The 24,176-nt window shown below is 69.8% G+C and carries 26 protein-coding genes; 8 read left to right on the top strand and 18 right to left on the bottom strand.

Annotated features, from left to right (window positions below; translation table 11 throughout):
- Nucleotides 1-10: 10 nt before the first annotated feature.
- The 5 genes from AB0L91_RS21315 to AB0L91_RS21295 all read right to left on the bottom strand — a co-directional run bounded on the left by AB0L91_RS21315 (nucleotide 11) and on the right by AB0L91_RS21295 (nucleotide 3,209).
- Nucleotides 11-457 (bottom strand): NUDIX hydrolase, encoded by a 447-nt coding sequence (locus tag AB0L91_RS21315; protein ID WP_365012381.1) that lies wholly within the window; start codon nucleotides 455-457, stop codon nucleotides 11-13.
- 197 nt (nucleotides 458-654) lie between these two features.
- Nucleotides 655-1,092, bottom strand: a complete 438-nt coding sequence (locus tag AB0L91_RS21310) for a VOC family protein (protein ID WP_365012380.1) — start codon at nucleotides 1,090-1,092, stop codon at nucleotides 655-657.
- A gap of 9 nt (nucleotides 1,093-1,101) precedes the next feature.
- Entirely contained in the window at nucleotides 1,102-1,770 is a 669-nt protein-coding gene (locus tag AB0L91_RS21305; protein ID WP_365012377.1) for a CPBP family intramembrane glutamic endopeptidase, read from the bottom strand.
- Nucleotides 1,767-2,663 (bottom strand): NAD(P)H-binding protein, encoded by an 897-nt coding sequence (locus tag AB0L91_RS21300; RefSeq protein ID WP_365012374.1) that lies wholly within the window; start codon nucleotides 2,661-2,663, stop codon nucleotides 1,767-1,769. The genes AB0L91_RS21305 and AB0L91_RS21300 overlap by 4 nt, the downstream gene beginning before the upstream one ends.
- Nucleotides 2,664-2,690: 27 nt before the next feature.
- The gene (locus tag AB0L91_RS21295) at nucleotides 2,691-3,209 is read right to left on the bottom strand and encodes an OmpA family protein (RefSeq protein WP_365012371.1); all 519 of its coding nucleotides are present in this window, start codon (nucleotides 3,207-3,209) and stop codon (nucleotides 2,691-2,693) included.
- Between the two features lie 369 nt (nucleotides 3,210-3,578).
- Here AB0L91_RS21295 and AB0L91_RS21290 point away from each other — a divergent pair, with 369 nt between their 5' ends.
- Nucleotides 3,579-4,514, top strand: coding sequence for an alpha/beta hydrolase (locus tag AB0L91_RS21290; RefSeq protein WP_365012368.1), 936 nt, complete (start codon nucleotides 3,579-3,581; stop codon nucleotides 4,512-4,514).
- Between the two features lie 79 nt (nucleotides 4,515-4,593).
- Here AB0L91_RS21290 and AB0L91_RS21285 read toward each other — a convergent pair whose 3' ends face one another.
- From AB0L91_RS21285 to AB0L91_RS21265, 5 genes are all read right to left on the bottom strand, one after another.
- The gene (locus AB0L91_RS21285; protein ID WP_365012365.1) at nucleotides 4,594-5,514 is read right to left on the bottom strand and encodes a TAXI family TRAP transporter solute-binding subunit; all 921 of its coding nucleotides are present in this window, start codon (nucleotides 5,512-5,514) and stop codon (nucleotides 4,594-4,596) included.
- Entirely contained in the window at nucleotides 5,511-6,932 is a 1,422-nt protein-coding gene (locus AB0L91_RS21280) for a HAMP domain-containing sensor histidine kinase (protein ID WP_365012362.1), read from the bottom strand. The genes AB0L91_RS21285 and AB0L91_RS21280 overlap by 4 nt, the downstream gene beginning before the upstream one ends.
- Before the next feature lie 16 nt (nucleotides 6,933-6,948).
- Nucleotides 6,949-7,608 (bottom strand): response regulator transcription factor, encoded by a 660-nt coding sequence (locus AB0L91_RS21275; protein WP_365012361.1) that lies wholly within the window; start codon nucleotides 7,606-7,608, stop codon nucleotides 6,949-6,951.
- 46 nt (nucleotides 7,609-7,654) lie between these two features.
- Nucleotides 7,655-9,019, bottom strand: coding sequence for an MFS transporter (locus AB0L91_RS21270; protein WP_365012359.1), 1,365 nt, complete (start codon nucleotides 9,017-9,019; stop codon nucleotides 7,655-7,657).
- Nucleotides 9,020-9,160: 141 nt separating this feature from the next.
- Nucleotides 9,161-9,607: a MarR family transcriptional regulator gene (locus AB0L91_RS21265; RefSeq protein ID WP_365012356.1), complete on the bottom strand. Its 447-nt coding sequence runs from the start codon at nucleotides 9,605-9,607 to the stop codon at nucleotides 9,161-9,163.
- Between the two features lie 62 nt (nucleotides 9,608-9,669).
- Between AB0L91_RS21265 and AB0L91_RS21260 the strand changes: the two genes are divergently transcribed.
- A complete protein-coding gene (locus AB0L91_RS21260; RefSeq protein ID WP_365012354.1) occupies nucleotides 9,670-10,038 on the top strand; it encodes a VOC family protein in 369 nt (122 codons plus the stop codon).
- 7 nt (nucleotides 10,039-10,045) lie between these two features.
- Here AB0L91_RS21260 and AB0L91_RS21255 read toward each other — a convergent pair whose 3' ends face one another.
- From AB0L91_RS21255 to AB0L91_RS21235, 5 genes are all read right to left on the bottom strand, one after another.
- Nucleotides 10,046-10,432, bottom strand: a complete 387-nt coding sequence (locus tag AB0L91_RS21255) for a hypothetical protein (RefSeq protein ID WP_355272651.1) — start codon at nucleotides 10,430-10,432, stop codon at nucleotides 10,046-10,048.
- A 214-nt stretch (nucleotides 10,433-10,646) separates the two neighbouring features.
- Complete coding sequence (locus AB0L91_RS21250) at nucleotides 10,647-12,008, bottom strand: FAD-dependent oxidoreductase (RefSeq protein WP_365012351.1); 1,362 nt, start codon at nucleotides 12,006-12,008, stop codon at nucleotides 10,647-10,649.
- Between the two features lie 155 nt (nucleotides 12,009-12,163).
- On the bottom strand, nucleotides 12,164-12,790 hold the full coding sequence (locus tag AB0L91_RS21245; RefSeq protein ID WP_365012348.1) for a TetR/AcrR family transcriptional regulator: 627 nt from the start codon (nucleotides 12,788-12,790) through the stop codon (nucleotides 12,164-12,166).
- A 166-nt stretch (nucleotides 12,791-12,956) separates the two neighbouring features.
- On the bottom strand, nucleotides 12,957-13,364 hold the full coding sequence (locus tag AB0L91_RS21240; protein WP_357346684.1) for a hypothetical protein: 408 nt from the start codon (nucleotides 13,362-13,364) through the stop codon (nucleotides 12,957-12,959).
- 176 nt (nucleotides 13,365-13,540) lie between these two features.
- On the bottom strand, nucleotides 13,541-13,810 hold the full coding sequence (locus tag AB0L91_RS21235; protein WP_355272644.1) for a metal-sensitive transcriptional regulator: 270 nt from the start codon (nucleotides 13,808-13,810) through the stop codon (nucleotides 13,541-13,543).
- Between the two features lie 161 nt (nucleotides 13,811-13,971).
- Between AB0L91_RS21235 and AB0L91_RS21230 the strand changes: the two genes are divergently transcribed.
- Nucleotides 13,972-15,600, top strand: coding sequence for an FAD-dependent oxidoreductase (locus AB0L91_RS21230; RefSeq protein WP_365012344.1), 1,629 nt, complete (start codon nucleotides 13,972-13,974; stop codon nucleotides 15,598-15,600).
- A 238-nt stretch (nucleotides 15,601-15,838) separates the two neighbouring features.
- On the opposite strand, the gene AB0L91_RS21225 is transcribed toward AB0L91_RS21230, so the two are convergent.
- Nucleotides 15,839-17,023, bottom strand: coding sequence for an alanine--tRNA ligase-related protein (locus AB0L91_RS21225; RefSeq protein WP_365012341.1), 1,185 nt, complete (start codon nucleotides 17,021-17,023; stop codon nucleotides 15,839-15,841).
- Between the two features lie 267 nt (nucleotides 17,024-17,290).
- Nucleotides 17,291-17,734 (bottom strand): MarR family transcriptional regulator, encoded by a 444-nt coding sequence (locus AB0L91_RS21220; RefSeq protein WP_365012339.1) that lies wholly within the window; start codon nucleotides 17,732-17,734, stop codon nucleotides 17,291-17,293.
- A gap of 113 nt (nucleotides 17,735-17,847) precedes the next feature.
- Here AB0L91_RS21220 and AB0L91_RS21215 point away from each other — a divergent pair, with 113 nt between their 5' ends.
- Nucleotides 17,848-18,975: an NADH:flavin oxidoreductase gene (locus AB0L91_RS21215; RefSeq protein WP_365012336.1), complete on the top strand. Its 1,128-nt coding sequence runs from the start codon at nucleotides 17,848-17,850 to the stop codon at nucleotides 18,973-18,975.
- 186 nt (nucleotides 18,976-19,161) lie between these two features.
- Nucleotides 19,162-19,347, top strand: a complete 186-nt coding sequence (locus tag AB0L91_RS21210) for a hypothetical protein (protein WP_355272635.1) — start codon at nucleotides 19,162-19,164, stop codon at nucleotides 19,345-19,347.
- On the opposite strand, the gene AB0L91_RS21205 is transcribed toward AB0L91_RS21210, so the two are convergent.
- The gene (locus AB0L91_RS21205) at nucleotides 19,337-20,326 is read right to left on the bottom strand and encodes an AraC family transcriptional regulator ligand-binding domain-containing protein (RefSeq protein WP_365012334.1); all 990 of its coding nucleotides are present in this window, start codon (nucleotides 20,324-20,326) and stop codon (nucleotides 19,337-19,339) included. The genes AB0L91_RS21210 and AB0L91_RS21205 overlap by 11 nt on opposite strands.
- A 204-nt stretch (nucleotides 20,327-20,530) precedes the next feature.
- On the opposite strand from AB0L91_RS21205, the gene AB0L91_RS21200 reads away from it, so the two are divergent.
- From AB0L91_RS21200 to AB0L91_RS21190, 3 genes are all read left to right on the top strand, one after another.
- Nucleotides 20,531-21,328, top strand: a complete 798-nt coding sequence (locus tag AB0L91_RS21200; RefSeq protein ID WP_365012331.1) for an SDR family oxidoreductase — start codon at nucleotides 20,531-20,533, stop codon at nucleotides 21,326-21,328.
- Between the two features lie 231 nt (nucleotides 21,329-21,559).
- On the top strand, nucleotides 21,560-22,765 hold the full coding sequence (locus AB0L91_RS21195; RefSeq protein WP_365012328.1) for an LLM class flavin-dependent oxidoreductase: 1,206 nt from the start codon (nucleotides 21,560-21,562) through the stop codon (nucleotides 22,763-22,765).
- A gap of 10 nt (nucleotides 22,766-22,775) precedes the next feature.
- Entirely contained in the window at nucleotides 22,776-24,140 is a 1,365-nt protein-coding gene (locus tag AB0L91_RS21190) for an NtaA/DmoA family FMN-dependent monooxygenase (protein ID WP_365012326.1), read from the top strand.
- Nucleotides 24,141-24,176: the final 36 nt, after the last annotated feature.

Raw genomic sequence — 24,176 nt, 5'->3', positions numbered from 1 at the left:
CCCCACGGACTCAGGGATGGACGAGAGTCCGGTAGGTGTCGAGGATGCGGCGGATGGAAGGGGTCACCAGGAGCTCGCCGTCGAGTGGCGCCCAGACGTACCGGGCGTGGACGGTGAGGCGGATCGGATCGGTCGCCGCGACATCCACCGCGAAATGCAGGCGGCGCACCGGGTGCGCGTCGGGGGACAGGTAGTCGAAATCCCCGACGTGGTGCCGAATCCCGGTGACGGTCAGGCCCGTTTCCTCGTACACGCCCCGGACGACCGCGTCGGCGAGGGGCTCGCGCGGCAGCACGGTGGTGCCGGGAAGCTTCAGCGTGGCCTTGATCGGGCCGGTGTCGTGGCGCGCGAGTAGGAGTATCTGTCCGCCGCGATCGATGATCGCACCGACTCGCGGTGCGGTACCGTCGACCTCGGCTCGACGCGACAGTTCTTCGAACTCCGACTCGGATACCACTAGTACTCACCAACTTTCGACTCCGCCACCGTTCACCACCGCGGCCGGATTCGACGACGGTGGTCGGTGATTACCGTACGTCTCGGGCACTACGGTCGTGGGCGAATCAGGACGCAAGATTGCGAAGCCGTGACCGAGCCCACGGACCCGATCCGGCCCGGATGAGATCCCGCGGACGAGCCCTATCCGGTCCCGCGTCACCCGAGTTCTTCGGCGAGCCCGATGAGCAGGCCTTCGGGGCCGCGGATGTAGCAGAGGCGGTAGACGTCCTCGTAGCGCACCACCTCGGTGCTGACCAGTTGCGCGCCGTATCCGCCCAGGCGAGCGAGCGTGTCGTCGATGTCGTCCACGGTGAACATGACGCGGAGGTAGCCCAGCGTGTTCACCGGGGCCTCCCGGGGACCGGCGAGTACCTGCGGCACGAGGAAGCGCGACAGCTCGAGCCTGCTGTGCCCGTCCGGCGTGCGCATCATGGCGATCTCGACCCGCTGGTCGCCGAGGCCGGTCACGCGTCCGGCCCACTCGCCCGCCACCATGGCGCGGCCTTCGAGTTCTAGGCCGAGTTCGGTGAAGAACTCGATCGCCGCCGAGAGATCCTCGACGACGATGCCGACGTTGTTCATCGTGACTGGCATGCGGTCATCCTAGGACTCCGAGGTCGGGCGGTGGTCGTCGAGGAACAGCGGTGGTAGGAAGTGCAGCATCAGCGTCGACCAGGTCAGGTGCGTGATCAGGGAGGCGTCGATCCCACCCGTGTGCCGCCGCTGCAGGCCGAACAGAGTGCCCATGACCGCCGCGGCGAGCACCAGCGCCGGATTGCGCGTCGCGGTCGTGGTGAGAACGTAGGCGCCGGTGGATACGGCGACCGGTCGGCGGGGCGCGGCGTGGTAGACGGCTCCGCGGAAGAAGACCTCCTCGGCCGCGCCGTTGGCCAGCGCGGTCAGCAGCACCGCCGGCGTCCGGCCGCGATCGGCGTAGCGCAGGAGCTCGGTGATCGCGCTGCGCAGCACCGGGATTCGTCGCACGATCAGGGCGCACCCGTAGAACGCGCCGAAGGCCGCGACGCCGGTGATCGCGGGCACGAGGACCCGCCGGTCGCGCGGTCGCTCCGGCGGCGGGGTGGTGGCCAGGCCACCGAGGGTCAGGGTGGCCGCCGTGGCGAGGGTGAGGCCGTAGAAGCGGGCGCTCGCCGGCGGTGCGGCCAGCGAGGCGCCGAGCAGCGCCGCGCCGGTCAGGCCGACGACAACGACCTCTCCTGGCCGTCGCTCGCCCCGCCTCGGCCGTCTCCTCCGCGGCCACGAGCCGGTCCTCATCCGTCGTGCCGCAGCCCGACGCGCTCGCCGAGCGCTCGCAGGACCGCCTCGTCGTAGCCGATCGTGTCGAACGGCAGGAGATCGCGGATGGAGGTGTCGTGGACGACGACCTCGTTGACCATCGAGTCGATGAGCGAGCGGCCGGTCTGCACATCGACATCGGTGACCAGCGCGAGCCACAGCGACGACAGTCGTGGGGAGAGGAGGGGGACGGGCACGATCGGTGTCGGCCGACCCTGGATCCGGGCCACGCGCCGCAGCATGTCGAGATAGGCGAGCACATCCGGACCGCCGATCTCATAGGTATGGCCGGTCGTTCGTGGCTCGTCGAGCACGCCCGCGAGGTAGCGGATCACGTCGTCGACGGCGATCGGCTGGGTGCGGGTGCGGACCCAGCGCGGGGTGATCATCGCGGGCAGGTGCTCGACCAGCTGCCGGGTGATCTCCCAGGAGATCCCGCCGTGCCCGACGATGATCCCGGCGCGCAATGTCGTGACCGGGACACCGGCCTCGCCGAGCAGCGTTTCGACCTGCCTGCGGCTCTGCAAATGCGCCGAGAGGCGATCGGCGTCGTCCCCGAGCCCGCCGAGGTAGATGACGCGCTCGAGGCCGGCCGCGGCGGCCGCCTGCCCGAAGTTGCGTGCCGCCGCCGCGTCGCGCCGTGCGAAGTCCGCCTCGGTCAGCGAGTGCACGAGGTAGTAGGCGCAGTCGCAGTCACGCAGCGCGGGATACAGCGACTCGCGGTCGGCGACGTCGGCGCCGACCGGGGTGCCCGCACCGCGATAGTTGCCCGGGTGCCGGGTCATCGCCCGCACGGTGTGGCCCGACTCCTGCAGAACCGGGCAGAGCCGCCGTCCGATGAACCCGGTCGAACCGGCTACGAGGACATCCACATCCGCTCCGTGTCGGTGCCGTCCGGTCTAGCCGTCGACCACCGTGATCTTGGCCTGATCGGGATCGACCTGCGGGTCGGACGGATTCGCGTCGGACTTCACCGTGATGCGTGACTTGTCGATGCCGTCGGCCTCGAGCTCGGCAGCGATATTGTCACCGCGGGCCTCGGCCAGCGTCTTGGCGGCGGCCACGTTCGAGTCCTGGGCGTAGGTCGTGACCTCGATCTTGGTGTCGTTCCCCTGCAGGGCCGCCGCCACCGCCTTGAGCGTGACGGTGTCGGTCGTGCCGAGGTCGGAACTGCCCGGGTCGAAGGAGATCGGGGCGGCGACCAGGATCTTGTTGATCGCGTCCTGCACCGTCTGCTGCACGTTGTCGCGCACGGAACTCACCGCCGAGGACGCCGTGGCGACGATGCTGCTCTGCAGGCTGTTGCCCGGGGTCGTCGCGGTGGTCGTGGACGCGGTGTCGTCGGAGTTGCACCCCGCGGTCATCAGCACGACCGCCGCGATCGACGCTATCCCGTAGACACTGCTCGTGAGTTTCACTGGAATCTCCTGGTCTGTGAAGGTCGGAAGGCGGGTCGTGCACAGCTCGGTCGGTCCCCTCTCATCGAGATCGTCGTCGCCATCGCGCCCGCTGCGTCGACCGACAGCACCGAGCCCGGACACGGCGTCGATCCCACAGGCGAATCGTGCGCCGCGTCCGGGCCGCGCGCCTCACCCGAATCGGGTGAACCCAGCGGGCACGGTCTCGGTGACGGCCCACCGGCCCGCGCGTAGGCCGGTGCCGAAGACGTTCTGACCCGACTGGGAAGGATCGTTCCTATGCACTTTTCTGTCCTTCTTCGACTCCCGGAGCGACCGTAGCGTTCTGTTCGTAGCCATTGATCAGCTAGCGAACGGGAGAAGAAAGTCATGGCAGACAACATCACCACCGTGCGGGTCAAGGGCTGGGCCTGGGACATCGCGACCGATATCTACTTCCCGCCGGGGTTCGACGAGTCGAAGGTGTACCCCACCGTCATCTCCGCGCACCCGACCGGTAGTTGCAAGGCCCAGACCTCGGGCAACATCTACGGCACCGCGCTGGCCGAAGCCGGTTTCGTGGTGGCCGCGTTCGACGCGAGCTTCCAGGGTGACAGCGGTGGGGATCCGCGTTCGGTCGAGGACCCCGGTTTCCGGACCAGCGATTTCAGTTTCGTCATCGATCACCTGGTGACCCTGCCCTATGTCGACGCGGACAATATCGGTGTCCTCGCGATCTGTGGTGGCGCGGGTTACGCGGTGGCGGCCACCAAGAGCGACCGCCGGATCAAGGCGCTCGGCACGGTCGTCGGCAGCAATGTGGGCCGGTTGATGCGGGAGGGATTCTCCGAGTACAACCCGATGGGCATGCTCGAGGCCATCGCCGCCCAGCGCACCGCCGAGGCGCGTGGTCAGGCCCAGGTGATCAACGATCTGCTGCCGCCGTCGGTGAAGGCGGCGAAGCAGGCCGGTGTCACCGATATCGATGTTCTCGAGGCCACCGACTACTACAAGACCGATCGTGGTCAGGCCCCGGGCGGCAAGACCAGCTTCAACTTCGCCCGGCAGGCCGCGCTGGCCGATTGGGACGCCTACGACCGCGTCGAGGTGTTCCTGACCCAGCCGCTGTGCGTCGTGATCGGTGACAAGCCGGGCGCCTTCGCCTCGCAGCGGTTGAGCATGGAGCTGTTCGGTCGGGCGGCGTCGAAGGACAAGCAGCTCGTGGTGGTCGAGGGTGCCTCGCACTACGACCTCTACGACCAGCCGGGCCCGACGGGTGAAGCGCTGGCGAGCCTGGTGCCGTTCTATCACAAGCACCTGGGCTGATCCGCCTGATTCGACGAGCGAGGGCCACCGGATACACCGGTGGCCCTCGCTGTGCGTCGCCGCCCGGGCGGGAGCTACGTCATCCGTGCCGGCGGCGGTACGCGGCGGCGGCGCCGGGGTGCAGGGGGATGGTTCCGGTGCCGATGAGGAAGCGGCCGTCGAGGAACTGGGCGCCGGCGGCCTCGGCGGGGACGAGTGCGTCCGCGTGGCGGACGAGCAGGTCGACGATGGCGGCGGCGGTGTCGTCGGGCAGGGTCGCGCCGGCGAGCAGGAGGTTGGCGACGCCGATCGTGTGGACGGCGGGACTGCCAGGGTAGGCGTCGGCCGGGATGGCGACGCGGTCGTAGACGGGGCCGTACTCCTCCCGCATCGGGGCGGCCAGGGCGCCGAGGTCGAGCAGTCGCATCGGGTCTGGAACGGTGAGCGCGGCGGTCGGGACGCCACCGGCCCACAGCAGGGCGTCGATGGTGCCGTCGGTCAGCGCCTGGGCGGCCTCGCGCAGGGGGCGGTGCTCGACCGTGACATCGGCGGGGTCGACACCGGCCGTGCGCAGCAGGCGCTCACCGGTGACCGCGGCGCCCGAACCCTCCGCGCCGAGGTTGACCCGGCGCCCGCGCAGGTCGGTGACCTGTGTGATCGGGCCGTCGGCGGGGACGGCCAATTGCAAGTAGTTCTCGTAGACCCGGCCCAGCGCCAGCACGCGGCCACCGAAGTCGCTCGCCGAGTCGGCCAGCGCGAGGGCCGTGTCGACAGCGCCGTCGGCGACCATTCGCAGATTCTGTTGGGAGCCAGCGGTTTCCACCGGTTCGATGCGGAGGTCGTCAGTGTTTCTCGCGGCGGCGGTGGCCAGCAGCCGGGCGAAGGCGAAGTAGAAGCCGCCGTCCTCGCCGGAGGCGAGCCGGATCGTCGCGGGGTCGTTCGTGGCGCAGCCGACCACGCCCGCCGATGCCAACGCGGCCAGCGCCAGCAGCCGGCGACGGCTGATCGGCAGCCCGCTCATCGCACGACCGCCGGGACGCGGATCGCGACGGCGAGACCGTGCGGGTGCACCGCCTCGACGGTCAACGTGCCGCCCCGGGCCTTGGTCAGCGCGTTCGCGATCGACAGTCCCAGACCGGTGCCGCCGGCGGCCGCGGTCGAACCGCGGAAGAACCGGGCGGTGAGCCGGTCGAGTTCGTCGGGCGCGACGCCGGTCCCGTCATCGGCGACGCGCACCGTCACCCAGTCCGGACCGGCCGAGACGCCGACGGAGCTGTGCGCGCCGGATCCGGCGTATCGGCACGAATTGCTCAGGGCCACATCGAGAATCTGGGCGAGGGCGGCCGCGCTGATCGCGGCCGCCAGGTGCTCGGCGCTGTCACCCTGCACAGGGGAGTGGCGCGTCGCCGTCAGTCGTATCCCCGCGTCGTCGAACGCCGAGGTCCACGCGTCGACGCGGTCGGCCGCGACCTGCGCCGGATCGCAGTGCTCCTCGGCGGAGGCCGCGGTCCCGAACGACGCGGGCGCTTCGGCGACGGCCAGCTGGAGCAGGTCGTCCAACAGCGCGGTCAGCCGCTCCACCTCGGTGGTGGCGGCGCGGAAGGTCGCCGACGCGGTGGCGGGGACGGCGGCTTCCAGCGAGTCGAGCCGAATCGTCAAGGCGGCGAGCGGGTTCCGCATGGCATGGGCGGTATCGGCGACGAGCTGGTGTTGCGCGTCGGCGGAATCGCCGACGGCGGTGGCCATCGCGTCGACGGACTCGGCGAGGGCACGGACCTCGGGTGGCCCGCCGTATCGCCGGGTGATCGGGGCCCGCCCACGCGGCTTCGGCAGCGTCGCGGTGAGCTCGGCGACCGCGTCGGACATGGCGGCCAGGGGGCGCAGCACCCAGCGGCTCAACACGAGCGCCAACAGGACGAACACCACCATCGCGCCCAGCGCGCCGACCGCGATCAACGCCCACAGCCGGGCGATCGCCGAGCGTGCCGCCGCGGTCGACGCCTCGATCACGACGGCGCCGTTGACCTGCACCCCGGTGCCGACGGGACGCGCGATGAGCATCACCGGCGCGCTCCACGGCGTCAGCCGATCGACCTGCTGCGGGCGCTGGTTGCGCCGCGCCGCGGCCACCGCGGCCCGGATCCGCGGGTCGTCCACCGCGACCCCGGCATTGACGATCGGAGCCCCGCGCGCGTCCACGACCAGCACGTTCTCTCCGTAGAGCTCGTGGTAGCGGGTCACCTCGTCGGCGAGTGCCCGCACGCCACCGGCCGACCCGGCCGCGTCGGCCAGGGTGGCGAAACGGTCGGCGTCGCCGGACCGGCCCAGCACCAGGTGCTGGGTTCGGCTGGTGGCCGCGGTCAGCGACAACGGCACCGCGAACGCCAGCACGGCGAGCGCGGCGAACACGGTGAGCGCGATCAGCAGCCGGCGCCGCATGCGCGTCCTCGGCGAGTCATTCGCCCCACCGGTATCCGTAGCCGCGGATGGTGGTGATCAGGCCGGGCCGGTTCAGTTTCGCGCGCAGCCCGGTCATGTGGACATCGAGCGAGCGCGAGACCGCGACGAAGGCGTCGCCCCAGATGCGGTCCATCAGCTGCTGCCTGCTCACGGCGGCGCCGGGGCGTTCCACCAGTGCCTCGACGAGTTCGAATTCCTTCTGGGTGAGCGGGATCGGGGTCCCGGCGACCTCGACCACTCGGGCGCGCAGGTCCACCCGGACATCGCCGGTGATCACCTCGGTCCTGGCCTGCTTGGCCACGGCCGCTGCCCGGCGCAGTACCGTCTCGAGCCGCGCCATCAGCTCGGCGATACGGGGTGGTTTCACCACGTAGTCGTCGGCACCGCCGCGCAGACCGCGCACGATGGAACGCTCGTCGCTGCGGGCGGTCAGGATCAGGACCGGGATCGCGCTGACCTCGCGCAGTTGCCGCAGTATCTGCAGCCCGTCGGCGTCCGGCAGGCCGAGGTCGAGCAGGACCGCGTCGTAGCCGCGGTGGGCGATGAGCAGATCGGCACCCCGGCGCAGGCGCTCGGCCCGGTAGCCGCGCGCGGTGAGCGCCTCGACCAGGGCGTCACCCACTCCGTCGTCGTCCTCGACCACCGCAAGCCGCACGCGCCGATCCTCCCACAGGGGCAGGACCGGCGCGGTTGCCGGACGGTCAGCCACGCACGGTGGCCATCGCGCGCTCCGGCTCGACCGGCGCGGCCTCGACGGCGGCTTCGGCGTCGATGGTCGACTCGGCCGACGTCTCGCGCATGAAGTAGTAGGTGAGCAGCGAGATCGCCACACACCCGGCCACGTAGAAGAAGTACAGCGACTCGAGCCCGGCCTTCTTCAGCGCCAGGGCGATCATCTCGGCGGTGCCGCCGAACACCGCGACGGTGAGCGCGTACGGCAGACCGACGCCGAGCGCCCGGATCTTGGTGGGAAACAGTTCGGCCTTCACGATCGAGTTGATCGAGGTGTATCCGGTGACGATCACCAGCGCGGTCATCATCAGGCCGAAGGCCGCGAACGGGTTGGCGGTGTGCGCGAGGGCCGACATGATCGGCACCGTCAGCAGCGTGCCCGCCACCCCGAAGAAGATCAGCAGCTTGCGGCGACCGATCCGGTCCGAGAGTCCGCCCGCGATCGGCTGCAGCACCACGAAGAACAGCAGTGCGACGAAGTTGATCCAGGCCACGGTGTCCTTGGAGATGCCCGAGGTGTTGATCATGAACTTCTGCATGTAGGTCGTGTAGGTGTAGAACGCGACGGTGCCGCCCATGGTCAGGCCCACCACCAGCAGGCATTCCCTGGGGTACTGCAGCAGCACCCGCAGCGACCCGCGCGAGCTGCCCGCGGCGGCCGGGGTCTCCGCGGAGCCCGCGACGGCCTTGAACGAGTCGGATTCGTCCATGCCGCGACGCAGCAGCATCACCACGATCGCGCCGCCCGCGCCGATCAGGAACGGAATGCGCCAGCCCCAGCTGTGCATCTGCTCGGAGGTGAGCACCTGCTGCAGGATGATCTGCACGCCGAGGGCGGTGAGCTGACCCGCGACCAGGGTCACGTACTGGAAGCTGGAGTAGAAGCCGCGCCGGCCCGGCGAGGCCACTTCCGACAGATAGGTGGCGCTGGTGGCGTACTCGCCGCCGACCGAGAGGCCCTGTAGCAGCCGCGCCATGAGCAGCAGGACGGGCGCCGCGATGCCGATGGTGCCGAATCCCGGTGTCACCGCGATCATCAGCGAGCCCGCGGCCATCACCGTCACCGACAGCGTGAGTGCGGAGCGGCGGCCGAACCGGTCGGCGTAGCGTCCGAGCGCCCAGCCGCCGATCGGGCGCATGATGAATCCGACCGCGAAAACCGCTGCGGTGGAGAGCAATTGCGCGGTGGGGTCGCCGTCGGGGAAGAACGCTTTCGCGAAGTAGACGCTGAACGCGGCGTAGACGTACCAGTCGTACCATTCGACGAGGTTGCCGATCGAGCCACGCAGCACGTTCGCCACGACTCGCCGTTCACCTCCGGCCCGTGTTGTCACTGTGCACCCTCCTCCATCGGCGCGGCCTTGCGCCGTCGGAGACCACTGTGTCGCCAGTCACAGACCGAACGGAAGCCGCGCGGGAGGTTCCTAACACTCCCTTAGGGCGATCTCTGTCTCGGCGGGTGCGCCGGGAACGGGCTACGCGGTGTCGTCGCGCAGGGACCGGATCATGCTCCGCAGGATGCGCAAGGCGTCCGACTGCTCGGTCTCGGTCAGGTCGGCCAGCATTCTGAGCTCGACGGACCGGACCGCGACGGTCGCCTGCTCGAGGCTGCGTCGGCCGCTCGGCGTGAGCCGCGTCGGCAGCGCCTTCCCGACCGGTGCCTGCGCGGGCCTGGTGACGTAGCCGTCCCGTTCCAGGGTGTGGAGCAGCACGTTCATGGTCTGCCTTGTCACGAACGCGCCCCGGGCGAGCTCGGAGTTCGACAGACCCGGTCGCTGTGCCAGCAGCTCGAGGCAGGAGTAGTGCGTCACGTTCATCCCGAGCGGCCGCAGCACCTCCTCCATGGCGACGCGCAGGGCACTCGACGCCTCCTTCAGCAGGTACCCGAGCGACGTTTCCAGGTCGACACCGTCTTGACTCATGTCAGTATTCTGACATAGATTGATGCGTGTCAGAAACCTGACATGACCCTAGGAGGATTCGCATGCCCGCCACCGGCCCCGACTTCATCTCGCTCCAGGCGCGCGATCTCGAAGCGTCGCAGGCGTTCTACGAGCAGTACCTCGGCCTCGTCCGCTCGCAGATCGGACCGCCGCACGCCGTCGTCTTCGAGACGACACCGATCGCCTTCGCGCTGCGCGACATCGTGCCCGGCACCGATCTCGCCTCCGCTGCTCAGCCGGGGATCGGTGCCGCGATCTGGCTCCACGCCACCGATGTCCAGGCCATCCACGACGCGCTCGTCGCCGACGGGCACCCCATCGTGTCCGCACCGATCGACGGACCGTTCGGCCGGACATTCACCTTCGCCGACCCCGACGGCTACCGGATCACGCTCCACGACCGCGCCTGATCGGGGCTCACGGCAGATCCAGGACGCTCACCGGAACCCCGTACGGCAGAAATCGCACCCGACGGCGATCGTCGGTGTTGTCGCGATGTGCGCGCAGCGCCTCGAGTTCATTGGGGAACACCTGGTCGACCCTGGCCTGGCCGTCGTCGTCGAGGGTGTACGCCGCCCACACGCCGCTGCCGGTCTCACCGGTCGTCGCGCCCTCGGGCGCCGCGGGGCGCGGCTGCTGAGAGAATTGGCCGAACAGGGATGTCAGGGCGCCGATGCCGCCCTGATCGACGCGACCCAGATAATCGCCCGCTTTTCCGAGCATGTCGCGAATATCGTTTCCGGTGTCACGGAGCGCGCGTTCGAAATCCTCCGGGTCGATGTCGAAAGGCCCGAAATTTGCCATGGCAATTCCTCCTCGTGACGACACTGGACGAGCGAACGTCTACGTTCACAGTGTCCTCGGGAAAGGGCGGCTCCGCTATATCCCGGGTCCGGTGTCGGCATGCCCGGCCTTGTGGGGCACGGGGTGCCGACCGGCGGACCCGGGGCGCGGCGGGTGCCGGCCGATGTCGGAGCGGGCAATGCAAGGACGCGGCGACATCGTCGCCATTCCGGCATCACGCCGACACGGGCGGCGAATCCCGCAGGGCGGCGGCGACTTCGGCGGCAGCGCGCTGGCCGGACTCGATGGCGCCCTCGATGTATCCGGCGTGTTCGCGCGCGGTCTCCGAGCCTGCCCAGTGCAGGTGGCCCAGCGGCGTCGTGTCGATGGGCAGATAGCCCTCGTCGGAGCCGATGATCGGCAGGGCCGTGTAGCCGCCACCGGCGTGCGGGTCCTGGTGCCAGGACTTCTCGTGCCAGCCGCGCGGCGCGAGGATTTCCGGGCCGAGGTGGGTGGCCAGCGGGCCGAGGATCGCCGCGCGGCGGGCGTCGCTGTCGAGTTCGTCGAGGGCGCGAGCCTCGGGGCCTGCCACGAGAACACACAGGTGACCGGGACCGCCGGGCGGTGAGGTATCGAAGGTCGCCAGGCCCGGTTCGGTGAGCGCCAGCATCTCGGCGTCGGTGCGGTCGCGCCAGAACGGCCGGTCGTAGACCGCGATCGCCTTGTACACCGAGCCCATATACGTGTTGTCCTGCAGGTGGATTCGTGCGGCGGGCAGGGCCGGCTGGTGTTCGATGCGCGCGGCCGTCGGCGGCGGCACGGTGACGATCACCTTCGCGGCGCGGTAGGTGCCGGTGGCCGACCGGATCGTGACGCCGTCGTCGTCGCGGTGGATCGCGGTGACCGCGCTGTCGAGGATCACCCGGTCGCCGAGCTCGGCCGCGAGCCGTTCGGCCAGCGTCCCGGCCCCGGCGGTGACCAGGCTGTCCTGGGCGCCGCCCGCGGTGGACAGCATGGTCCGGAAGCCGCCCTGGAAGCGGATCATGTCGAGAAACGCGTGCATCGAGTACCGGTCGAGGTCGGCGGTGGTGGACACCGAGGTGATCACGGTCAGCAGCCGCCGCGCTCGCCGGTTCGGCACGTGGTCCAGCCAGGACCGCAGGCTGCGCGTCCGCCACGAGCGGGGAGCGCCGACGCGGGTGGCGATCTCCCACACCAGCAGGACCGCGTTGGTCACCACCGCCGTCGGGCTCGAGTGCGAGACGACCGTGTCGCCGTCGACGATCGTGGGACGGCTGGGCGTTCGCATCGCGAAGACCGGGGCGTCGAGGTCGGCGGCCAGCGTCGCGAAGCGGTGGTGCCCGTGGCCGATCCATTGGCCGCCGAGGTCGACTCGCGAGCCGAGCACGGTGGTCTCGGCCAGCACCCGCCCGCCCAGTCGACCGGCGGACTCGAGCACGAGAACGTCGATGTCGCGGCGGCGCAACTCGCGGGCGGCGATAAGTCCGGCCATGCCGGCGCCGATCACGACGACTGTCGCGGCGCGCGGTGTGTCCTCGTGGTCGGGCTGGGCGGGGGAGTTCTGGTGGGCCATCATCTCACTCCAGGGTGCGTCTGTGCCGACCGCGCAGCGCCCGCTCTGATGCGGGCGTACGGAGAATAAGTCGGTCATCCGTACGAATTACGATAGAACGGAAGTGAGCTACGACGCAAGGGGTGGTGATCCGGCGGCCAGGATGTGGCGCCGCGAGTTCATCGCCGGGTAGTGCTCCGGGCGACCGGCTGCGGATCGGCGAACAGCACCAGCATGTCGACAGCCCGGTTGAGGTCGCGGCGGGCGCGGTCGGGGTCGGGCTTGGACACGTACTGCAGGATCAGCCCGTCGATCTGGGCCAGTGCCAGTCGGCCGAGGGTGTCGAAGCCGACCGCGCAGCGTTCGCCCGCCGCCTCGGCTGCGCGTTCGCAGAACTCGGTGACGACCGAGCTGTAGCGCTCGTATTGCAGCTGGGCCAGGCTGCCGCCGGCGTCGGTGCGCAGCGAGTAGGTCATCAGTTCGTACTGCATGATCTGCAGGCCGATCCGGTCGGCGACCAGGATCTCCCAGAAGCCGGTGACGCCGTGGCGCAGCGCGTGTTCGACGCCCTTGTCGACTTCGAGCTGGGTTCCGAGGGTCCGCGAGATGTCGCCGATGACGGTGGTGATGACCGCCTGTAGCAGCTTGTCCTTGGTGGGAAAGACGTAGTGCAGCGTGCCGAGCGGGACCCCGGCCTCGGCGGCGACCGCGCGCAGTGTGGTGGCGGGTACCCCGACCCTGCTGAGCACGGTGACCGCCGCCGCGACGATCTGCTCCTCGCGCTCGGACGCTTTGACGTAGGCCACGGGTCTCTCCTCGCTCCACGGGCGGACGTAGGTCGCCACAACTCTCGCACACGTCACCCGGGTCGACTCGAATAAAGTCGGACAACCGTCCGAGAATCTGGCGGGCGATGTGCGCGAGGGCGGAACCCCGTCGTGGCCGTCGGGGTTCCGCCGCGTGGTTCCGGGATCAGCTTCCGGTCGCGCCCTGGGTCGCGTTGCTGAACTGGGTCCGCACGTCGTTCACCGGTCCGCGCGGGGTGTAGAAGGTCACCGTGTTGCTCTTGTTCCCGCTCATGATCGGGCATTCCACCCGCACCGCGTACGAACCCGCCGCGATCGAGGGGCTCACGCCGGCCGTGAACACCGCCGGCGCGGGATTGGCATCGGGATTGACGACGTCGTTGACGAACAGGGAACAATTCGCGGCGGGGGATCCGTCCCAGGAAATGTTCCAGCTGTCGTCACCGGCGAGGGTGACCGAAATCGTCGGCGGTGTGGCCGCCGCCGAGGTCCCGGCCCCCAGGCTCACCCCGACCGCGAGAAAGGGTGTGACAACGGCGGTGACGACGGCGATCCGTCCCGTGCTTGCGTGCATTTCCACTCCTTCCGGACAATCCGTGGCGGGCGAATTCCGGACCACGGCTACGGCGATGATGTGACGAACACCGCGATGGGTGCATCGATGTCGAGCGCAGGTCTCGGTTTCCGGGAGGTGGATACCGGCCCTCAGCTTCCGCTGATCGGTGGGGCCGGTCAAGGACCGCCGGTGGGTCAGGCGAGTGCGAGGAAGAGCTTCTCCAGTTCGGCTTCGGTCATCGGTTCCGAGCCGTCGGCGGTGTCGCCGGTGAGGCATTCGCGCAGGCCGGTCGCGACGATCTTGAAGCCGGCGCGATCGAGGGCGCGGGAGACGGCGGCGAGCTGGGTGACGACCTCCTTGCAGTCGCGGCCCTGTTCGATCATCGAGATGACCCCGGCGAGCTGACCGTTCGCGCGCCGGAGGCGGTTGAGGACCTGGGCGATCGTCTCTTCGTTGCCGACCATGGCGGTGCCTTTCTCTCGGGGAAACCGTCGGGGAGTCGCATCTCACTGCCCCGCTGGATACCCATGGGGGTATATTGGCTCTCAACTTCGAATATACCCCCAGGGGTATGACAACCGGAAGTGCGGCACCCGCCGTGCCAACGAGCGCAGGGAGGCAGAAGTTGAGAGTGGTGATCGTCGGTGGAGTGGCCGGCGGGATGTCGGCGGCCACCCGATTGCGTCGGCTGGACGAATCGGCCGAGATCGTGGTGCTCGAGCGCGGTGCGCACGTGTCCTTCGCGAACTGCGGGCTGCCCTATTACGTCGGCGGCGTGATCCCGAAGCGGGAGTCGCTGCTGCTGCAGACGCCGGAGGCGTTGTCGGCGCGGTTCCGGCTGGATGTGCGTGTGCGGCACGAGGCCGTCGCGGTGGATCCGGTCGCGCGGACGGTGACGGTTCGTGCGCTGGAGTCGGGCCGCGAGTACGTGGAGTCCTTCGACGCGCTGGTGTTGAGCACCGGCGCGTCCGCCGTGGTGCCACCGGTGCCCGGTGTGGAACGCGCGCTGGTGCTGCGGGATGTCGCGGACGTGGACCGGATGGTCGAGGCGGCGGCCGACGTGCGGTCGGCCGTGGTCGTCGGCGCCGGATTCATCGGCGTGGAGCTGGCCGAGAACCTCGTGCGCCGGGGCATCGCGGCCACCGTGATCGAACGGGGCACGCAGGTGCTGGCCCCGCTGGATGTCGAGATGGCCGCACCGGTCGCCGCCGAGCTGCGCAAGCACGGGATCCGGATGGAGCTGGGCGCGGAGGTGACCGCCATCGACGCGGACACCGTGACGCTGTCCGACGGGCGCGCGGTGCCCGGTGAACTGGTCGTGATGGCGATCGGGGTCCGCCCCGAAAGCGGTCTCGCCAGGGCCGCCGGGATCGAGATCGCTCCGGGCGGCGGCATCGTGGTCGACGAGCAGTTGCGCACCTCGGCGCCGGGGATCTACGCGGTCGGCGATGTGGTGGAGAAGAAGGACGCGGTGTCGGGGCAGTCCGCGCTGGTGCCACTGGCCAACGCGGCGAACCGGCAGGGTCGGCTCGTGGCCGACGTCATCGCGGGCCTGCCCGCCGTGGATCCTCCGGCCCAGGGGACCGCGATCGTGGGCGTCTTCGATATCACCGCGGCGATGACCGGCTGGAGCGAGAAGCGGCTGCGTGCCGCGGGCCGCCCGTTCCGGGCGCTGCATACGCATCCGCTCTCGCACGCCGGGTACTACCCGGACGCCCGCGGCATGTCGGTGAAACTGCTGGTCGACCCCGACACCGACCGGATCCTGGGTGCCCAGGCGGTCGGCGGCGAGGGGGTCGACAAGCGCATCGATGTCCTGGCGACCGCGATGGCGGGCGGCATCACGGCATCACGGCTGATGGATCTGGAGCTGGCGTACGCGCCCGCCTACGGGTCCGCGAAGGATCCCGTGAACATGCTCGGCTACCTCGCCGACAATCTGCGCATCGGCGCACTCCGTACGGCGCAGTGGTACGACCTCGACGACCTGGTCGCCACGGGGGCGCAGGTCGTGGATGTCCGGTCGTCGGAGGAGTTCGCCGCGGGGTCGATCCCCGGCGCGCGCAACATCCCCCTCGATGTCCTGCGTGCGCGCGCCGACGAGATCCCGGACGGCCCGGTCCTGGTGTTCTGCCAGGTCGGTCAGCGCGGCAACAATGCGACCCGACTGCTGACCCAGCTGGGGCGCGACGCGGTCAACCTCGACGGCGGGTATCGAACCTGGCGTGCGGCCACCGCTGAACTACAGCGCTAGATCCGGCCGAGAATCCTTCTGCACCAACCGAAAGGAACACCCCATGTGTCAGCGAATCACCTGTCGTACCTGCGGTAAGCCCGGCTACAGCGGATGCGGTAATCACGTCGAGCAGGTGCTCGGCGACGTCCCGGCGGCACAGCGCTGTTCGTGCGCGGACGAGCGCCCGGCGCGGCGGCGGTGGTTCCGGGCCGCTCGATGAAGATTCCCGCGCGCGTACCGCTGTCGTGACCACGCGTCATCCGAGGCCGCTCTCGGTGGTCAGGTAGACCACGAGGTCTCGGGGCAGGCCGTGGGTGTCGTGCAGGTAGTGGTAGTCCTCGTCGGTCAGCGGTCGCGTGAATCGGCGGTGGGACAGTACTTTTCGCCCACGCTGGAGGATCCGGCCGAATCCGCGTTCCTCGTCGAGCAGGATGGTGCGCACCTCGAGGGGCCGGACGGACTGCCGGAAGTGCTGGAGGGTGTGGTCGATCAGTTCGACGGGCAGATCGGAGAGCGTGCGGGTCGGATCGTCGCGCCACAGCGTGGTCAGGCTGCGGCGGATCAGGCGACGCAGGATGTGGCCACGGCCGGACGGGGAGGGCCTGACCCCGTCACCGAGGACGACGATGCTGGAGCGCAGGTGGTCCGAGAGCACGCGCAGCGACGGTTCCTCCAGCGGACCCCAGATACGGGGCAGGGTGGTCAGCCAGGGCTGGAAGACGTCGATCTCGAAGACCGACGGGGTGTTCTGCAGAATTCGCAGGAGCCGTTCCAGACCGAGACCGGTGTCGACACTGCGCCTGCGCACCGGTTCGAGGCTGCCGTCGGGATGCCGGAGGTAGCGCATCAGGACGTGGTTCCACACCTCCACCCACCGATCGTCGGATGTCGGTGTGCCCCGCGGGGTTTCGTCGCCGGTCCAGACGAAGATCTCCGAGTCGGGTCCGCAGAGTCCGATCGGGCCGTTGGACCACCAGTTCTCGTCGGTGGTCGGTTCGACCGGCAGACCCAGTTCGTCCCAGGTGCGCCACGATTCGAGGTCCGGCCCGACCTGGTCGTCGCCGCCGAAGACCGTGCCGTGGATGCGACCGGGATCGATGCCGAATCCGTCGCGTAGCAGTTCGATGCCCCAGCGCAGGCTCTGCGGGCCGCCGTAGTCGCCGAGTGACCAGGACCCGAGCATCTCGAAGACGGTGAGGTGGGTGTCGTCGCCGACCTCGTCGAGGTCGGTGGTGCGCAGGCAGCGTTGCAGGCCGGTGAGCCGTCGGCCGAGCGGATGGGGTCGGCCGAGGAGGTACGGCGTCAACGGGTGCATTCCGGAGGTGGTGAACAGCACCGGATCTCCCGGCGAGGGCACGAGTGATTCGCCCTGCGTGCGTTCGTGCCCGCGTTCGCGGAAGAAGTCGAGGAAGATGCGGACGGTCTGGTCGGTGGTGATCATGGCGGTTGCTCCATCGATGGGTATCGACCGGAAGCGGCCACGCCCGGCGATCGGGCATCGAGACCGACGCACGCCAGCGGACCGTTTCCGGTCGCCGGCAGGGGAGAAGGGGTCAGGCGGCAGCGACCGGCGAGCTGAGAGCTCGTGCGGCCGCGGCGGCGAAGTGTGAATCGACCTTCATGTCTGCACGGTAGCAACGCGGCCCCGTGGGGCACGACCGATTTTCGGCAGGCGGCCGCGGTGTCCGATGTCTGATCGGCGGTGCGCTCACTCGGATCGACTGGCGGCGCGCTGGACGAAGGCGCGTTCGAGCAGCGTGTACAGCTGGTCGCGGTCGTCCTCGCTGAGCCGGTTCAGGCCGTCGTGGGTGACCCGCATCTTCGCCCGGATCGCGTCGGTGACCTGTTCGCCCTCGGGCGTGATGACGAGATAGGTGACGCGCCGGTCGGAGGGGCTCGTTTCGCGGCGCACGAGATTGCGCTTCTCCAGCCGGTTGATGATCCCGGTGACGTTGGAGGCGTCGCAGGACAGGATCTTGGCCAGGGCGCGCATCGCGACAGGCCCGCGGCGCAGCACCGTCAGCGTTTTGCCCTGGCTCGCGGTGAGGTTCTCGCTCGCCGCCGCCACCGTGAAGTCCCCGTAGTAGACGCCGAGGGACACCGAGAGCAACTCCATGAGCTGGGTCGTGTCGACGCGGGGAGCTGCTGTCATGCGATCAGCTTATCCCCAGAAACTTGACCATCTCAAATAGTTACCTCTACCGTGGCGGGCATTGCTTGAAGTTCTCAACCATCGACATTGTCAAGTGACATGAGGAGCACCCCGTGATCGTCACCGCCTCCGACGCCGCTCGCACGGCCGAGATCCTGGCCCGGCCCATCACCCTGAACGGCCTGACCGTCCCGAACCGCATCGTGATGGCGCCGATGACGCGCATGTTCTCCCCGGGTGGTGTGCCCGGCGACGATGTGCGGTCCTACTACGCGCGCCGCGCCGCCGCCGGGGTGGGCCTCATCGTCACCGAGGGGACCTACGTCGGCCACGATTCGGCCGGGCAGAGCGATCGGGTGCCCCGGTTCGACGGTGCGGAGCAGCTGGCGGGGTGGGCGAAGGTCGCCGCGGACGTGCACGCGGCGGGCGGCACGATCGTGCCGCAGCTGTGGCATATCGGCATGGTGCGCAACCAGGGCGAACAGCCCTACCCCGACGCCCCGGCCATGGGCCCGTCCGGGATCGGCGCCGACGGCACCGAGGGCGCGGGCAAGGCGATGACCCAGGGCGACCTGGACGATGTCGTCGCCGCCTTCGCCGACGCCGCCGCGGCTGCGGAGCGCATCGGCTTCGACGGCGTCGAGCTGCACGGTGCGCACGGCTATCTGCTCGACCAGTTCCTGTGGGCGCAGACCAACCGGCGCGCCGACGCCTACGGCGGCGACCCGGTGGCGCGCACCCGATTCGCCGCCGAGATCGTGGCCGCGGTCCGCGCCGTCGTCTCGCCCGAATTCCCGGTGATCTTCCGCTACTCGCAGTGGAAGCAGCAGGACTACCGCGCCCGTCTGGCCGAGACCCCGCAGGAGCTCGAAGCGATCCTGGCCCCGCTCGCCGCGGCCGGCGTCGACGCCTTCCACGCCTCCACCCGCCGCTACTGGCTTCCGGAGTTCGACGACTCGGACCTGAACCTGGCCGGCTGGACCAAGAAGCTCACCGGCAAGCCGACCATCACCGTCGGTTCGGTCGGCCTCGACGGCGACTTCCTGCGCGCTTTCACCGGCGAGGGCGCCGAGTTGGGCACTATCGACAACCTCCTGGATCGGTTCGAGCGCGACGAATTCGACATGGTCGCCGTCGGCCGCGCCCTGCTCCAGGACCCGGAGTGGGCGGCCAAGGTCCTGGCCGGCCGGATCGATGAGCTGAAGCCCTACGACGCCGCGGCACTGAAGACGCTGAGCTGACCTGGCATTCGATCCACGATGCGGCGGCGACCGCTGCGCGCGGTCGGTCGCCGGGCGGCGCGACGATGCGGGCAGGTTGGCGCGTTCGGCGCGGGAATGGCGCGTTCTGTCCTTGTCGCGGACCCGATGGAATTCGAGACTTACGAATCAGACGGATCAGTGTGCGAACGAGGGAGCGTGGTGTCGGTGACCAAGGAGAGTGCCACCGCCTACGTGATTTCCGCGCTGGAGGCGAAGGGGACGGCGACCCGGGACGACTTCGACGTAGCCGGCATCGTCACCGCGTTCCGGGACATCACCGACGGATGGGACTTCCACCTGATGGAGCGGGAGACCTTCTGGCGGATCGCCTCGACCTACCTCAGGGTGTGAGGCTGTCGGGCGGCGGAGCCGCCGACCAGCGCCGGGCCGCCCGGCGCAACGAGCCCGCATCGGAATAGCCGAGCAGTTCGGCCTGCTTGGTGCCGGTGAGCGAGCCCGTGGCCGCCAACCGGGCGCTGCGGGCTCGGTCCAGTTCGGCGCGCCAGGTCGTGCCCGCCTCGGTCAGCCGTCGCTGCAGCGTTCGAGGGCTGATCGTGAGGATCCGGGCGACGCTGTGCAGCGAGACCTCCCCGGCATCGATGGCCTGGTCCAGGGCGTCGGCCACCCGCCGTGGCCAGGCCGAGGCCAGTGTCGGCGGCGGTGGTAGCGCGGCGGCCAGCGGTTGCAGGACACCGGCCAGGACCGGATCGGCGGTGGTCAGTGGGCGATCCAGGTCCGCGGCACGGAAGGTGATCGAATCGGTCGGCGCGTCGAATTCCACGGTGGCGGAGCCGAACACTTCCCGGAAGCTGTCGATGTGCGGGGGAGCGGCCTGGCGCAGCGAGACGCGCACGGGGTTCAGCGGATCGTCGACGACCCGGCGAGCGCGGCTCAGCACGGCCGACAGTCCCCACAGCTGGGTGTGATCCCGGCCCCGGCCGTCCCCGTCGAGCATCTCGAGATAGAGGGTGGACTCGTCCTCGCTCTCGGCGACCAGGTCGAACCGGTGATTGGTGGTGACCGCGGTGACGTAGGGCCCACAGGTGGCCAGCCCGGCGCCCAGCGTCGGCGCGGAAGCGAACAGGTAGTCGTAGAGGCCCAGGCTGGACAGCTGGTACCGGCGCGCGACCTGCAGGGCGACATCCGGACCGAGACGATGTTCGCCGATCTCCCACAGCCGGGAGAACACCGCACTGGGCAGATGCACGTCCTGGCCGGTCATCGACCAATCCGGGACCCCGGCATCCCGGATCAGTTGCGCACGATCGAGCCCGGCCGCGTCGAACTGCGCGATGACGAAGCGGTGCAGCAAGCTCTGGTCGGTAGCCATGACGTCTCCTCGTGGCGGCAGGCCGATCCGCGAAACGGTCGCGGCTACGTCAGCCGTCGGCGTCGACCGATTCGGCGAATCCGAGCTGGGCAGGATTTCTCCATGGAGGACAATACGCTGACCGGCGGTCGCGGGCGGGGCAGGTTGCGATCAGCTCGAGCTGGATCGCTCTCCGGCGGGTGCGCGCTGGCTAGCGTCGAGGTCGTGGATCTGAGACTGCAGGGAAAGCGCGCGATCGTCACCGGCGCGAGCAAGGGAATCGGGCTCGCGATCGCCCGCGGGCTCGCGGCCGAAGGCGTCGATGTGGTGATCGCGGCGCGCTCGCGCGAACCGCTCGAGGCCGCCGCGGCTGATATCGCCGGGGAGTCGGGACGACGGGTGATCGCGATACCGACCGACACCGGCGACGACGCGCAGGTCCAGCACCTCGTCGCGCGGACGGTGGACGAACTGGGTGGCGTCGACATCCTGGTGAACTCCGCCGCCACCCCCTGGAGCGCGGGCGCGAACACCGATCTGTCGGCCACCACCGACGACATCGTGCGCCGGGAGGTCGAGATCAAGGTGCTCGGCTATCTGCGCACCGCGCGGGCTGTCGCCCCGCATCTCGTCGAACAGGGCTGGGGGCGCATCATCAACATCAGCGGACTCGGTGCGCGGCAGGCGAATTCGATCGGCCAGACCATCCGCAACGTCAGCGTGTCGGCGCTGACCAAGAACCTCGCCGACGAACTCGGCCCGCACGGAGTCAACGTCACCGTCGTGCACCCCGGGCTCACCCGCACCGAACGGCTCAGCGACCGGCTCCGCGCCCGGGCCGACGAGGATGGCGTCGACATCGCGACCCTGGAGGCCGAGTTGGCCAGGAACTCGATCCGCCGGGTGATCGACGCGAGCGAGGTCGCCGATGTGGTGACCTTCCTCGCCTCCCCGCGCAGCATCGCCATCACCGGGGACGCCGTCGCGGCGGGCGGCGGTGTGCCCGGCCCGATCTTCTACTGATCCGGGCCATTTCCGGTCGATCAACCAGAATTGAACCGTTGACACGGGGAGCCACACCGCCCGTCCGCGTGCGGGCCGATGACCTTCTGCCAGCGGTGATGTCGGGGCGAGCGCGTCCGATCGTGCTCGCCCCGCCTCGCCATCGGTCTCGGTGACCGTGCTCCGCAGTCCTGTCCAACGGAAACGCGCGTTGCACTCGGCACCGTTCCCGAACGACAGAAATGGCAGCTGATGGCATCGAATCCCCTACATCTGGGCGTCGCGCTCGACGGCGCGGGCTGGCATCCGGCCGCCTGGCGCGCACCGAACTCACGTCCCACCGAACTCTTCGACGCCGGCTACTGGACCGACCTGGTCACCACCGCCGAACGCGGGCTGCTCGATTTCGTCACCATCGAGGACAGCCTGCGCATCCCGAGCGACCCGTACGGTCCGGCCGACGCCGTCGACCGGGTAAACGCCCGGCTCGACGCCCATCTCATCGCCGCCCGGGTCGCGCCGCGCACCCGGCACCTCGGTCTCATCCCGACCGTCACCGCCACCCACACCGAACCGTTCCACGTCGCCACCGCCCTCGCCACCCTCGACTACACCTCGCGGGGCCGGGCGGGCTGGCAGGTCAAGGTGTCGGGCACCGCCGAGGAAGCCGCCCACTTCGGGCGCCGCGCGATCCCCGACCTCACCGCGGCCGAACGGGCCGAGGCCATCGCCACCGGCACCTACCCGCCGCACGTGCACGAACTGTTCGTCGAGGCCACCGACGTGGTCGAGGTGGTCCGGCGGCTGTGGGACAGCTGGGAGGACGACGCCGAGATCCGCGATGTCGCGACCCGCCGGTTCATCGACCGCGACAAACTGCACTACGTCGACTTCGAGGGCAAGTTCTTCCGGGTCCGCGGTCCGTCGATCACCCCGCGGCCGCCGCAGGGACAACCGGTGGTGACCGCCCTCGCGCACAGCCGAAGGATCTACGAATTCGCCGCCGCCGGAGCGGATCTCGTGTTCGTCACGCCGACCAGGGCGGACGGCCCGGCACCGATCCTCGGGGAAGTCGCCGCGGCCGCGGCGAACCGGGTGGGCGAACCGCTGCGGGTGTACGCCGACCTGGTCGTCTTCCTCGACACCGACGACGCCACCGGTGCGCAGCGCCTGGCCGGGCTCGACGACCTCGCCGGCACCGAGTTCACTTCCGACGCAGCCATTTTCGCCGGAAGCGCGGAAGACCTCGCCGATCTGCTCGTCGACTGGAGCGGACAGGGAATCGACGGATTCCGGCTGCGTCCCGGTGTCGCCGTGGACGACCTCGACGCCATCGCGGGGCGACTCGTACCGGCTCTGCAACATCGCGGCCTGTTCCGCACCGGCTACCCCGACGGCTCCCTGCGCGGGCTGCTCGGCCTGCCGACCACCGTCCCCAACCGCTACGCGAACGTGTGAGGTCCCCCCGATGAGTACACCCCGGAAGCAGGTCATCCTCGGCGCCTACCTCGGCGGCGTCAACCACCACACCGCCTGGTGGCATCCCGAGGCGGGCAGCCAGATCGACTTCAGCACCTTCGAACACACCGCGCGCACCGCCGAACGCGGCAAGTTCGACTTCTTCTTCCTCGCCGAGGGCCTCATCCTGCGCGAACGCGCGGGCCGGATCTTCGACCAGGACATCATCGGCCGCCCCGACACCTTCGGTGTGCTGGCCGCGATCGCCGGAGTCACCGAGCATCTCGGCCTCGCCGGCACCATCAACGCGACCTTCAACGAGCCCTACGAACTGGCGCGCCAGTTCGCCAGCCTGGATCACCTGTCCGGCGGCCGGGCCGCGTGGAACGTGGTGACCTCCTTCGACGCGTTCACCGGGCAGAACTTCCGCCGCGGCGGCTTCCTCGACCCCGCCGACCGCTACGTGCGGGCCGAGGAGACCCTGAACGCCGTGCGCGCCCTGTGGGATTCGTGGAACGCCGACGACATCGTCGCCGACAGGGAAACCGGCCGCTTCCTGGCCCGACCCGACACCGGCTCCTTCGCCTTCCACGGCGCCCAGTTCGACATCGCGGGCCGGTTCACCGTGCCCCGCAGCCCGCAGGGCAGGCCCGTGGTCCTGCAAGCCGGCGTCTCACCGCAGGGCCGCGATTTCGCCGCCGCCAACGCCGACGCCATCTTCTCGCCGTTCGGCAAACTGCCCGAGGCCGCGGACTTCTACCGCGACATCAAGGCCAGAGCGGTCGCCGCGGGCCGCGCCCCGGGCGACCTCAAGATCCTGCCCTCGGCGAGTTTCGTCCTCGGCGACACCGAATCCGAGGCGATCGAGAAGTACCACGCGATCCGCGACGAGCAGGTCACCGGCCAGACCGCCCTCATCCTGCTCGAACAGATCTGGAACCGCGACCTGTCCGGCTACGACCCGGAGGGCCCGATCCCCGATGTCGACCCCGACCCCGACGCCGCACCGATCATCCAGGGCCGCGCCTCCCTGCACCAGGACCGTTTCGCGACGGTCCGCCGCCTGCGCGAGGTCTCCGAAGCCAAGAAACTGTCGCTGCGCGAAACCGTGATCGACCAGTTCGAACGCGCCCCGATCGTCGGTACACCCGCCCAGGTCGCCGAGAAGATCGACAGTTTCGTCCAGAACGACGGCTCCGACGGCTTCATCCTCGGCTCCCACCTCGTCCCGACCGGCCTCGACGAGTTCGTCGACCGGGTGGTCCCCCTGCTCCAGGACCGCGGCGCCCTCCGCACGGAATACACGGGAAAGACCTTGCGCGACAACCTCGGTCTCCCCGCCGTCCACGCCACCCCGGCCCCGGCCGACGCCTGATCCCCGCGGTAGCCGCCCGACAGCGCCGGTGCCCTC

The organism is Nocardia sp. NPDC051833 (assembly GCF_040681225.1).
Lineage (GTDB): Bacteria > Actinomycetota > Actinomycetes > Mycobacteriales > Mycobacteriaceae > Nocardia.
The sequence above is the reverse complement of the archived record's forward strand: the minus strand, read 5'-3'. Positions and strand labels throughout refer to the sequence as shown.